We start from the raw sequence: 12,370 nt of genomic DNA, 5'->3' as shown, positions 1-12,370 counted from the left end.
CCAGACGGAACATAAAAATTAAGTAGAGGCAAGGAGATTAAAACTGGCACAAAAATTGCATGTAATTATTTGTGCAAGCATCTTAACCGAGGGGGTGTAAATTAAGAAAAAACATATCTTCCGGTTTTCCGGCCAAGGAAGCCTGACTCATACCTCCCCGGGTTGGGCTTTCTTCAACGGGATAAGGCTTAGAGACTTTATCGTATTCGTATTGTTGATTTTTATTAATTTTTTTTTGGCCTTTTTGAAGGAAAGGAGTTCATTTATGGAACAGTGTTAATTATTTATACAGTGGGAGGGCATGGGTCCTGATCAAATCGAAGATTAATAAATGCGGGGTGACTATTTTTGAAGCAAATATCAAAAGAAGTCCTGAAAAACTTTTATCTGATCATGACGAGAATTCGCCTGTTTGAGGAGAAGGTAAACGAGTTGTTTTTGAAAGGCGAAATTCCAGGGTTTGTGCATCTCTACATCGGGGAAGAGGCGATAGCGACAGGTGTGTGCCAGAATCTTCGGAACTCCGATTACATTACCAGCACCCACCGCGGACACGGGCATACAATAGCCAAAGGCGCACAGTTGAAACCAATGATGGCGGAGATCTTCGGGAAACGGACCGGCTACTGCAAGGGTAAAGGAGGTTCGATGCACATCGCCGATTTCAGCGTGGGTATGCTGGGAGCAAATGGAGTGGTAGGAGGAGGATACACCCTGGCTGCCGGAGCGGCCCTGGCCTGTAAAATGCAGGGAAGGGACGATGTGGCGGTATGCTTTTTTGGAGACGGGGCTTCCAACAGGGGGACCTTTCATGAAGCGGTGAACATGGCCGCCGCCTGGAAACTACCCGTCGTTTTTGTCTGCGAGAACAACCAGTGGGCTTCAACCACACCCTACAGGACAACGACAGCGGTGGAAAACATCGCCGACAGGTCGGTCGGTTACGGGATTCCCGGCGAAATAGTGGACGGGAACGATGTGTTCGACGTTTATGAAAAGGCCGCCAGGGCCGTTGAACGGGCAAGAACAGGTGGAGGTCCCACCCTGCTTGAAGCCAAGACTTACAGGATCAAAGGGCATTTTGTCGGTGATCCGGAGTTGTACCGCTCCAGGGAAGAAGTGCAAAGGATGATGAAGGAAAACGATCCCATAACAAGGCTCAAAGAGAGGGTCATAGCCGAAAAAAGGCTGTCAGAGAAGGAGCTTGCCCAAATCGAGGCCCAGGTTGAAGCAGAGATCAGAGAAGCCGAGCAGTTTGCGGTCGAAAGCCCGTTCCCTGAACCGCATGAGCTGTATGAAGATTTATATGTTGAAGGTGGTGTAAGCAATGCGTAGTATTACCTTTTCGGAAGCCACACTAGAGGCTATGAGTGAAGAGATGGAACGAGATGACAGGGTCTTCATCATGGGAGAAGACATTGCCAGGCAGGGCGGAATTTTTGGACAGTTCAAGGGACTTCCGCAGCGTTTTGGCTTTGAAAGGGTTAAAGATACGCCGATTTCGGAAACAGCTATCGTGGGCGCCGGGGTCGGCGCGGCGCTGGCCGGAATGCGCCCGGTTGTGGATATGCATTTTGCCGACTTCCTGGGCGTGGCCATGGATGAGGTTTTTAACCAGATGGCCAAGATTCGCTATATGTTCGGCGGCCAAACAATAGTACCCGTAGTTTTGAGGGCCCCGGACGGGATTATTCGCTCAGCAGCCGCGCAGCATTCCCAGTGCATCGAATCCTGGTTTCTTCATATTCCGGGACTAAAAGTCGTAATCCCTTCAAATCCGGCGGATGCCAAAGGACTGCTGAAGTCGGCGATCCGGGACGATAACCCGGTGTTGTATTTTGAACACAAGGTATTATTTCCGATGAAGGGCGAGGTTCCGGACGGTGACCACCTGACACCCATCGGAAAGGCCAGCATCGTGAGAGAAGGGAAGGACATCACCATTATTTCTTATTCCCTGATGCTGCACCGGGTTTTGGAAGCGGCCAAATCGCTGGCGGGGTCGGGTATCGAAGCGGAAGTCATAGACCTTCGCACCATCTCGCCGATTGACAAGGAGACAATCTTTGAGTCTATAGCCAAAACAAAGCGGGTGATGATTGTCCATGAGGCCGTAAAGACCGGCGGTGTTGGAGCGGAAATAGCCGCGATTATCGCCGAGGAGATGCTCGATTGCCTCGACGCTCCTATAAAACGCCTGGGAGCTCCTTATGTGCCCATCCCATTCAGTCCTGTTCTTGAAAAGCTGGTAAAAATCGGTGTTGAAGATATTGTCAACGCGGCCCAAGAAATATGCTAATTGAGAGGAGGCCAGGCAATGGCAGTGTATGTGCAGATGCCCCAGCTGGGACTGACCATGACTGAGGGAACTGTGGTGAAATGGCATAAACGGGAGGGAGAAACGGTTGCCGCCGGCGAGGAACTGGTGGAAATTACGACGGATAAAATCACGAACGTAATCGAGGCTCCCGGCAGCGGGGTTTTATTGAAAATACTGGTTCCGGAGGGTGAAACGGTCCCGGTGAAAGCGGCTCTTGCCCTGATCGGCGAACCGGGCGAAAAAGCGGCGGATTTGCCGCAGCCGGCAGGAGAGGAGAAAAATGACCATCCGGCTGCGGCCTGTGAAACACCTGTTCAATTTACCGCCGAAAAAGGAGCGGACAGCGGGGTGAAGGCTTCCCCGGCCGCAAAAAAGCTGGCCCGCGAGTTGGGCATCGATCTCAGCCGGGTAAAGGGAAGCGGCCCGGACGGCCGGATCGTGGAACGAGATGTCCTGGCCTGCCGCGAGCAAAAAGTCAAAGAAGTGAAGGCCACCCCCGTGGCGGCCAAAATGGCGGCCGAACTTGGCGTGGAACTGAGCGCGATAGCTTCAGACAAGCGGATCATGAAAGATGATGTCCTGTCTGCTCTTCAGGGAGCGGCCGCAGCTGCCGCGGGACCCGCCGCCGGAGAGAAAGAAGATGGGGGAACGGCGCTGGCCGGCATGCGCAAAGCGATAGCCGAGCGGATGAGCTTGAGCTGGAAGACCGCGCCCCATGTCAACCTGACCGTCGAAGTTGATATGACTGCAGCCGGCCGCTTGAAAGACAGCCTGTCGCGCGAGGACGGGGTCAGGTATTCATATACCGAGGTCATTGTCAAGTGTGTCGCCTGCGCTCTCGCCGAGTTCCGTGAAGTCAACAGCAGCCTGCAGGAAGGCAGGATAAAGCGGCACTCCGGCGTAAATATCGGCGTGGCGGTAGCCTTGGACAACGGTTTAATCGTACCGGTGATAAAGAATGCGGAGCAGAAGTCCCTTCGCCTCTTGCGGCAGGAGATAGCGGTTTTGAGCGAAAAAGCGCGCAAAGGTGAACTCTTGCCCGACGAGGTAAGCGGCGGAACCTTTACCGTTACAAACCTGGGGATGTACGGCGCCGATCACTTTACGCCGATCATCAACCCGCCGGAAAGCGCGATCCTGGGCGTGTGCCGGGTAGCGGAACGCCCGGCGGCGGTCGACGGTTCGGTAGTGATAAGACCCCTGGCCAATTTGTGCCTGTCCTTTGACCACCGCCTGATCGACGGGGCGCTTGCGGCGCGGTTTATGGCCAGGGTGCGCCGGCTGCTGGAAGATCCCCTGTTGCTGCTGGGAGGAGGACCGGTTGAGACATGAGCAAAAGAGTGGTGGTGATAGGCGGCGGTCCCGGCGGTTATGTGGCGGCCATTCGCGGGGCCCAGCTGGGAGCGGAAGTACACCTGGCGGAAAAGGAAAGATTGGGCGGGACCTGCCTGAATGTAGGCTGTATTCCCACCAAAGCGCTCCTCCATACCGCCGAGATGTACCGGGCGATACGGGAAGGAACTGTGCACGGGATCAAGGCGGAGGCAGTGCGTGTTGACTGGCCTGAACTGCAAAAACACAAACAGGCGGTGGTCAACCGCCTGGTCGGTGGTGTCGGGTCCCTCCTTCAGGCTAACGGGGTCAAATGCCACAGGGGCAAAGCCGTTTTGCGCGGCGCTCGCAGCGTGGAAATAGAGGGCGAGAAGGCGGAGACGCTTAACGCCGATATAATCATCCTGGCGGCAGGCTCGGAACCTGTGAGGTTGGATTTCCCGGGTTCCGAGCTGCCGGGGGTCATCGACAGCACACAGGCCTTGAACCTGCAGGATATTCCATCCTCCTTGGTGATTGTGGGAGGCGGCGTTATCGGCATCGAGTTTGCGGACCTTTTCAGTTCCCTGGGCAGCAGCGTGACCGTCGTGGAACTGCTGCCGCAGGTCCTGCCGGTAATGGACGGCGAAATTGCCGCCTGCTTGAGAAAAGAACTCGAAAAACGGGGGGTTGTTTTCTTTACCGGAGCGAAACTGCGGGAGGTCAGACCTGGTCGAAATGATAATGGGTTGCTTGCCGCGGTTGAATCTCAGGGTAAAGAGCAGGAAATAGCGGCCCAGTACGTGCTGGTGGCGGTAGGCCGTCGGCCGCGTACGGCGGGATTGGGCCTGGAATCAGCTGGGGTCCGGGTGGAGCGCGGTAGAATACTTGTTGACGGTGCATTCTCCACGGGAGTTCCGGGGATTTATGCCGTTGGTGACTGCAATGGGCAGCAAATGCTGGCCCATGCCGCTTCCGCCCAGGGAGTGGCGGCGGTTGAGCATGCCCTGGGTCACCAGCCTGCTTATTTCCCGGCCACTGTCCCTTCCTGCATCTACACAAGCCCGGAAGCGGCAGGAGTCGGTCTTACCGAAGAAGAGGCCGCCAACAAGAACATTTCGTACAAAGTGGGAAAATTCCCGCTGGCAGCCAACGGTAAGGCTGTTATCGACAGCGGGGGAGAAGGCCTGGTGAAAGTGATTGCCGGGAAAAAATACGGCGAAATACTGGGTGTTCACGTGATCGGGCCAAGGGCCACCGACATCATTGCCGAGGCGGCCCTGGCCATCAGGCTGGAGGCCACTGTGGACGAACTGGTTTCCACGGTGCACCCCCATCCTACGGTGACGGAAGCCATAGGCGAAGCGGCGCTGGCCGTAAACGGCCTGGCCGTGCACTGGCCTCCGGCGCGCAGGCAAGCGTAAAACTGTTATTAAAAAAGAGATCCCCGGGCTCGTTAAGAAGCGGCCCGGGGTTTGCTTTGGCGCGCGTCACTGCTTGACCGGCGTGGCTGCGGACTGGTTTGTCCGCAAGATGATGATCTCCACCCGGCGGTTTTTGGCCTGGTTTTCCGGAGTATCGTTTGGGGCGACGGGACGGTATTCCCCGTACGCTGCCGATGAAAGACGGCGCGGGTCGAACTTGTATTCTTCGATAAGATAGCGGACAAGGTTAATGGAGCGGGCCGCCGACAGTTCCCAGTTGGAGGGGAATTCCCTGGTATTGATGGGGCGGTTGTCCGTATGTCCCTCAATAAGTATCGGGTTGGGCAAATTTTTTAGCTGTTCGAAGATGATGCTGATAAACTCCTTGGCTTGCGGCGTCAGGGCGGCGCTGGCGTCATTGAACAGGACCGTTCCGGTGATGGAAATATGGAGACCGCGCTCATCGACGCGAAAAGCGAGGTTGGGGGTTATTCCCCGCTGCTGGCCGTAAGCCCTTATTTCTTCCGCCAGCCTGGCCAGCGTTTCATTCTCTATTTCCGCCGGGGATTTTTCCTCACTGTGACCTTGTCCCTGATGCTCCATGATGGGATTGCTGCCGCCGAATTCGCCGGCGAGGGAAGCGGCCATCTGCTTGTATTTTTGAATGTCAATCTGGCTGAATGAGTATAAAATGATGAAGAGGATAAAAAGAAGCGTGATGAAGTCGGCGTAGGAAATCAGCCATCTTTCCATGTTGATGTGATCGGCGTGTTTTTTCTTCCTAAGCATTCTGCTCTTCCTCTTTCTTAGTTTCCGTTTCCTCTTCTTCGCGTTTGCCCTGGTTGATGAAAACCAGCAGCTTTTCACTGATGATCTTGGGGCTTTCTCCGGCCTGGATGGACAAAACGCCTTCCATGCAGATTTCCATGTAAACCATTTCGGCGTGGGACTTCGCTTTTAATTTCTCGGCGATCGGGAAAAAGAGCACGTTGGCGAAGCCCACTCCATATAATGTGGCTGTAAAGGCCATGGCTATTTTCGGCCCCAGGGCGGCAGGTTCATTTAGCTCTTTTAAGACGGAGATCATGCTCATAACGGTTCCCATGATGCCCATGGTCGGGCAGTAGCCGCCGGCAATGTCGAATATTTTGGCTCGCCGGAAATGCCTTTCCTGCACTGAACTGATTTCGGCCTCCATAATGCTTTTGGTTGCCTCCTTGTCCATGCCGTCGACAACCATCATGATCCCGTTGGCCAGGAACCGGTAGTCGATTTCCTGGGTTAAAGATTCAAGGGCCAGGATTCCTTCCTTCCGCGCGGTATGGGCCAGTTCCGTGATTTTTTTAATCAAGGCGTTATAGTCATAATCTTTTTCGGTCAGGACCAGCTTGATCAGTTTCGGGATTTCTTTTATTTCCGACAGGGGCAAAGAGATAAACACAGCCCCAATTGTGGCCCCTAAGACGATGAGCGCCGAGGCCACGCTGAACAGGCCCAACAGCGCCCCGCCTTCGTAAAGGTATCCCCCAATGACCCCGATTAAAGCAATGGAAATTCCCAGTAAAGTTGCAATATCCATACTTTCACCCCGTATAATCGAATCATTATTCACTTTTCGCTAATAATTGGCAAATTCCTGCCTTTTTCAGCATGATAAATAATTAAATGCCGTGTTTAAAAAAGTTTTTCGGTAAAAAGGATTCGGAGCATATCATGTAGAAAAAACAGCAAATAACCCCAATGATATCAGGCAGGCTTATCATAACGAGGAGGTAGTTGGCGCTGATGAACAGGCAGTGGGAATTGAAACCTGAACAGTTGCGGAATTCCTGTGATACCAGTGTATTTCCGTTTAAAACAACCAAAGACATTGAACCCTTTGATGGCATCGCCGGCCAGGAAAGAGCTGCAGAAGCCCTGGAATTCGGGTTGAAAATCAGAAAATACGGGTACAACATTTTTATTACCGGGGCGACGGGAACGGGACGCAACAAATACAGCCAGTCCCTGGTAAAACAATTTGCGGCCCAGGAGCCCAAGCCGCCAGACTGGTGCTATCTCTATAATTTTGAAAAACCGGACCATCCCCGTGTGGTGAGCCTTCCCGCCGGCATGGGAAGGGAATTCAGAGAAGATATGAGAAAATTGATCAAACAGGTCATGAACATAATTCCCCAGGCACTTGCTTCCGAACGGTATAACAAGGAAAAAAGCAAGTTTCTGCAAGAACTGCAGGAAAAGCAAAACCAGGTCCTGGCTTCCTTGAATGAAACAGCCAGGCAGCTAGGTTTTGCCCTGAAAAACACGGAAAAAGGTATAGTCACAGTGCCCCTTAACAGCGAGGGCAGGCCGATGGGGGAAGATGAGTTCGAAAAATTAAGCGACGACGATACCAGGAGAATCGATGAAAAATCCAAAGAACTCAACATGATCATCCTTGATACCTTCAAAAAATTAAAGGACCTGGAAAAGGGTTCACAAGAAGAATTGGACCGGCTGGAAAAGCGGGTCGTTTTGAGCGCCATTGAGGATACATTCGAAAAACATAAGGAAAAGTACGCGCAATATGATAAAATCGGTCAATATATCGAAGATGTCCTCAAAGATATTATGAAGAACTTAAGGCTTTTCAAGGACAAGGAAGAAAAGGCCGGACTGGAGCTCCTGCTGTTTAAGGATGAAAAGGTGAGGGATTTTACTCACAGGTACCAGGTGAACCTGCTTATCGATAACGGCAAGACCGAAGGCGCACCGGTCGTGGTGGAGACCAATCCCACATACTACAACCTCGTGGGGAAGGTTGAATATGAAACCCAGCTGGGAATTCTCACCACCGATTTTATGAAAATAAAACCCGGCTCCTTGCACCGGGCCAATGGGGGGTACCTGATCCTGCAGTGCCGGGACCTTTTTACGAATATTTATTCCTGGAACGCCTTGAAGCGCGCCCTGAAGACGGAAAAAATAATCATGGAGAACATAGGCGAGCAGATGGGGGTAATACCGACTTCCACCTTAAAGCCGGAACCCATCCCGCTTAAGGTTAAAGTGATTGTGATTGGCAGCGAGTGGGAGTACCGCCTGCTGTACCAGTACGATGAGGATTACCGCAAGCTGTTTAAGATCAAAGCCGATTTTGATGTGGAGATGGAGAGAACCGCCGGGAATGTTGATAAACTGGCCAGGATAATCTGCTATCACTGTAAAAGGGAGAACCTTCGCCCCTTCAGCAGTTCCGCCCTGGCCAGGATTGTGGAGTACAGTTCCCGCATGGCTGACAACCAGGAAAAGCTCTCTGTTCGATTCAACGACCTGGTGGAAATATTATACGAGGCCGATACGTGGGCGGAGCTGGAAAAAGCGGCAACGGTGACCGAAGAACATGTAAAAAAGGCGATCAGAAAAAAGATATACCGGGCCAACAAAATTGAGCAGAAGCTGCGGGAGCTTATCGAAAAAGGGGTCATTCTCATTGACACCGGCGAAAAAACGGTCGGGCAGGTCAACGGGTTGGCCGTTTACGACCTTGGCGAGTACTCCTTTGGCAAGCCCTCGCGCATTACGGTAAACACATACGTAGGCAAAAGGGGCATCATCAACATTGAGCGGGAAGTTAAGCTGAGCGGTCCGATTCATGACAAAGGCGTGCTGATCCTGAGCGGCTACCTGGGAGAAAAATTCGGGGCCAGGTTTCCTCTTTCTTTTTCGGCCAGTATTTGTTTTGAACAGTCTTACGAAGGGGTGGAAGGGGACAGCGCTTCCAGCGCCGAACTTTACGGCCTGCTTTCCAGTCTTTCCGGCGTGCCGGTGAAGCAGGGGATCGCCGTTACCGGTTCCGTCAACCAGAAAGGGGCAATCCAGCCAATCGGCGGAGTCAACCAGAAAATCGAGGGGTTCTTCCAGGTCTGCAAGATCAAGGGTCTCACAGGAGAGCAGGGGGTGATTATCCCGCACCAGAACATTAAGAACCTGATGCTTGACGACGAGGTGATCGAGGCTGTAAAAGAAGGCAAATTCCATGTTTATGCCGTAAAAACGATCGAAGAGGGCATAGAGATTCTCACCGGGATAAGCTGGGAGGAGGTTTTTGCTAAAGCGCAGCAAAGGCTGCTGGAAATTCACGAGTGCGCCAGGGAGGAAAAAACAGAAGGAAGCGTGATTTCCGAAGCAAAATAATATGTGCATAATTCTCCGCCTGCCTTCGTAAAGATATAAAAACGAGCAAGAAGTGTTGGAGCGGGAGTGGAGATAATGCGGCAGTTGGCGGGATTTACATTGCCAGCGGTCAACTTGCGCGGAAAATGGTGGAAACTGCTGGCGGCTTGTTTTCTGGCGGCGCTTTTGGTTTATGGAATCAACGAGCTGACTGCGCCTCCCCCGAAAGAAGCGGTGCTGCAGGGCCTGGTCAAAACCCTGAACGCCAAGAGCTACCGCTACAGGGCAGTGGCAGTTCGCGTTTTGGAAGGAAAGGAGTCAATCATTTCCGAGATAAACGGCGAAAAAAATTTAAGGGGTGTTCATCTCCAGGGGAGTCTTCCCATCATCAAGGCGGAGGTGGAGATTTACCACTTGGGAGACGTCCTGTACCGGCGCGACAGCTTGACCAAAGGCTGGGTGGTGGTCCCCGACAAGGAACGCGCCGCCGTGGAAAAGTTGATTGCGGAAATAAACCCGCTGGGGGCGTTCCATTTTACGGAAAGGGATAATATCGACGTAAAGTACGTGGGCCGAGAAAAGGCTGGCGGGAAGACGTGCCGCCTTTACGAGGTCATGGGACGCGGGGGTAACAAGTACATGGAACTGTACTGGGAGGACTTTAATTACAGGCTGTGGATCGACAGAAAAGAAGGGGTGATCCGTAGGGCTGAAATTATGGCCGAACACCGCGACAACTCCCGCCACCTCCTCAAAATTGATGTGGAACTGAAGGACTTTAACGAGCCGGTCGACATAAAGGGACCTGAAGTGTAGCCGGGAAACAATATGAAGTCCCGAACTTTGCCAGGCAAGATGCCTTTACTCGCATCCACTTGAGGCCCATTGCCGCTTTTTGGTATAATCAAAGGGTGTTATAGTTGGACAGGCTTGCGGGAGAGGTTTTTAAAAAAAGGGAGGGGTTGACAATGACCGCCGAGATCACCAGGATTTTAATTTCCGAGGCTGAAATCCGCAGTAAAGTAAAAGAACTGGGAGAGCTAATAACACAGGATTACAAGAATAAAGACCTGTTTGTCGTTGGGATTCTCAAAGGTTCAATCATCTTTCTTTCAGACTTGATAAGGGAAATTCCTTTACCCCTGCAGATGGATTTCATGGCGGTTTCAAGCTACGGCGCTTCGACCAGCACTTCCGGGGTGGTGCGCATCTTAAAAGACCTGGAAGCCGATATTATGAGCAAAGATGTATTGATAGTCGAGGATATCGTGGATACAGGTCTCACCCTGAGCTACCTGAAAGAGAACCTCATGACACGCAGCCCGGCCAGCCTGAAGGTCTGCGCTTTTCTTGATAAACCAGGCCGGAGGAGAGTGCCGCTTGTGCCGGACTACAACGGCTATGAAATTCCTGACGAATTCGTGGTCGGCTACGGCCTGGATTATAATGAAGAATTCAGAAACCTGCCCTATGTGGCGGTAATTGAAACAAAAAGCGGTTAGTTAATAGTTTTAACCGGTTGTTGTTTGAAGCATGGAAGGAGGAAGCCGGTTGCTCCAGGAACACGAAACGGTTTTGGTTTTGGATTTTGGCGGCCAGTACAACCAGTTGATAGCCCGGCGGGTTCGGGAACTGCATGTCTATTCCGAAATGATTCCTTATCATACTCCTTTGGACGAGATAAAAGCCAGGAAACCCAAAGGGATTATTTTTTCCGGCGGCCCGGCCAGTGTATACGCCGAAAATGCTCCCCAGGTGGACCCTGGGCTTTTCGAACTGGGTATACCAATCCTGGGCATTTGCTACGGTATGCAGCTCATTGCCCATCTTTTCAAAGGAGAAGTGAAAAGAGCCGGCAAGCGCGAGTACGGAAGAGCGGTTGTTGAGGTAAACACAGAAACCCCCCTCTTTCGCGGTCTTGCCGGGAAACAGCGGTGCTGGATGAGCCATGGAGATTTTGTGGCTGGCATGCCTGGAGGCTTTGTCTCATGCGCCCGGACTGCCGACACTCCATATGCCGCTTTTGCCCACAACGAAAAAAAATTGTACGGAGTGCAGTTCCATCCTGAGGTGAGGCATACCGAGTACGGCATGGAAATACTGAGCCGTTTTCTTTATGACATCTGCCGCTGCCAGGGCGAGTGGTCCATGGGTTCATTTATCAAAGAACAGGTAGAAAAAATTAAAAAAGAGACGGGCCGTGAAAAAGTCCTGTGCGCCTTAAGCGGGGGGGTGGACTCGTCTGTGGCGGCGGTCCTGGTCCACAAGGCCGTAGGGGACCGGTTAACCTGCGTTTACGTGGACCACGGCTTTATGCGTAAGGGCGAATCGGAGCAGGTCAGGGATACTTTTAGCGGAAAATTTGGCATAAACCTGGTTTTTGTGGAGGCGGGGCAGCGTTTCTTAAACAAAATAAAAGGAATAAGCGACCCGGAAAAGAAACGCGTCATCATCGGCAATGAGTTTATCCGTGTCTTCGAAGAGGAAGCCGCCAAGCTGGGAAACATCCAGTTCCTTGTTCAGGGTACTCTTTATCCCGATGTCATTGAAAGCGGGACCAGCACGGCGGCGACAATCAAGACCCACCATAACGTGGGGGGTCTTCCGCGCGACATGAAATTCAGGCTGCTCGAGCCCTTGAGGCTTTTATTCAAGGATGAGGTGCGACAGGTTGGGCGTGAACTGGGGCTGCCGGAAGAAATCGTTGCTCGCCAGCCGTTTCCCGGTCCGGGCCTGGCCATTCGCGTCATCGGCGAAGTGACGGAGGAGAAACTGGAAATACTGAGGGAAGCTGATGCCGTTGTCCGGGAGGAGGTCGGAAAAGCCGGGCTGCAAGAGAATATCTGGCAGTACTTTGCCGTTTTACCCACAATCAGGAGCGTGGGAGTGATGGGGGACGAACGCACTTACGCTTACCCCATCGTTCTGCGGGCCGTAACCAGCGACGATGCCATGACGGCAGACTGGGCCCGCCTGCCCTATGACTTGCTGGAGCGCATCTCCAACCGCATTGTCAATGAAGTCCCCCACGTCAACCGCGTGGTGTACGACATCACCTCCAAGCCTCCCGCCACCATAGAGTGGGAATAAGGGGGAAGGCCGATAGAGTTGATTTAGCGGGAGTTTTAGCTACTAGTCAGCTTAAAATGGATTAGAACCG

10 protein-coding genes are annotated in these 12,370 nt (G+C 52.6%); 8 read left to right on the top strand and 2 right to left on the bottom strand.

Annotated elements, in window-relative coordinates:
* Positions 1 to 393: 393 nt before the first annotated feature.
* The 4 genes from NUV48_06760 to lpdA are packed head-to-tail and all read left to right on the top strand — an operon-like array spanning position 394 to position 5,055.
* Entirely contained in the window at positions 394 to 1,335 is a 942-nt protein-coding gene (locus tag NUV48_06760) for a thiamine pyrophosphate-dependent dehydrogenase E1 component subunit alpha (protein ID MCR4441839.1), read from the top strand.
* Positions 1,328 to 2,299, top strand: coding sequence for an alpha-ketoacid dehydrogenase subunit beta (locus NUV48_06755; GenBank protein ID MCR4441838.1), 972 nt, complete (start codon positions 1,328 to 1,330; stop codon positions 2,297 to 2,299). The genes NUV48_06760 and NUV48_06755 overlap by 8 nt, the downstream gene beginning before the upstream one ends.
* An 18-nt stretch (positions 2,300 to 2,317) precedes the next feature.
* Positions 2,318 to 3,652 carry a 2-oxo acid dehydrogenase subunit E2 gene (locus NUV48_06750; protein MCR4441837.1) on the top strand — a complete coding sequence of 445 codons (1,335 nt, stop codon included), beginning with the start codon at positions 2,318 to 2,320 and terminating at the stop codon, positions 3,650 to 3,652.
* Positions 3,649 to 5,055: a dihydrolipoyl dehydrogenase gene (gene lpdA / locus NUV48_06745; GenBank protein MCR4441836.1), complete on the top strand. Its 1,407-nt coding sequence runs from the start codon at positions 3,649 to 3,651 to the stop codon at positions 5,053 to 5,055. The genes NUV48_06750 and lpdA overlap by 4 nt, the downstream gene beginning before the upstream one ends.
* A gap of 66 nt (positions 5,056 to 5,121) precedes the next feature.
* On the opposite strand, the gene NUV48_06740 is transcribed toward lpdA, so the two are convergent.
* Positions 5,122 to 5,844, bottom strand: coding sequence for an OmpA family protein (locus tag NUV48_06740; GenBank protein ID MCR4441835.1), 723 nt, complete (start codon positions 5,842 to 5,844; stop codon positions 5,122 to 5,124).
* The gene (locus NUV48_06735; protein ID MCR4441834.1) at positions 5,837 to 6,634 is read right to left on the bottom strand and encodes a flagellar motor protein; all 798 of its coding nucleotides are present in this window, start codon (positions 6,632 to 6,634) and stop codon (positions 5,837 to 5,839) included. Before NUV48_06735 ends, NUV48_06740 begins: the two co-directional genes overlap by 8 nt.
* Before the next feature lie 206 nt (positions 6,635 to 6,840).
* On the opposite strand from NUV48_06735, the gene NUV48_06730 reads away from it, so the two are divergent.
* From NUV48_06730 to guaA, 4 genes are all read left to right on the top strand, one after another.
* Complete coding sequence (locus NUV48_06730; protein ID MCR4441833.1) at positions 6,841 to 9,231, top strand: AAA family ATPase; 2,391 nt, start codon at positions 6,841 to 6,843, stop codon at positions 9,229 to 9,231.
* Between the two features lie 75 nt (positions 9,232 to 9,306).
* The gene (locus tag NUV48_06725; protein MCR4441832.1) at positions 9,307 to 10,026 is read left to right on the top strand and encodes a hypothetical protein; all 720 of its coding nucleotides are present in this window, start codon (positions 9,307 to 9,309) and stop codon (positions 10,024 to 10,026) included.
* Positions 10,027 to 10,178: 152 nt separating this feature from the next.
* Positions 10,179 to 10,712 (top strand): hypoxanthine phosphoribosyltransferase, encoded by a 534-nt coding sequence (gene hpt / locus NUV48_06720; GenBank protein ID MCR4441831.1) that lies wholly within the window; start codon positions 10,179 to 10,181, stop codon positions 10,710 to 10,712.
* 49 nt (positions 10,713 to 10,761) lie between these two features.
* Entirely contained in the window at positions 10,762 to 12,300 is a 1,539-nt protein-coding gene (gene guaA, locus NUV48_06715; GenBank protein MCR4441830.1) for a glutamine-hydrolyzing GMP synthase, read from the top strand.
* The last annotated feature ends 70 nt before the right edge of the window (positions 12,301 to 12,370 follow it).

This window comes from Peptococcaceae bacterium (assembly GCA_024655825.1).
Classification (GTDB): domain Bacteria; phylum Bacillota; class Peptococcia; order DRI-13; family PHAD01; genus JANLFJ01.
This window is presented reverse-complemented; position numbering and strand designations above follow the sequence as displayed.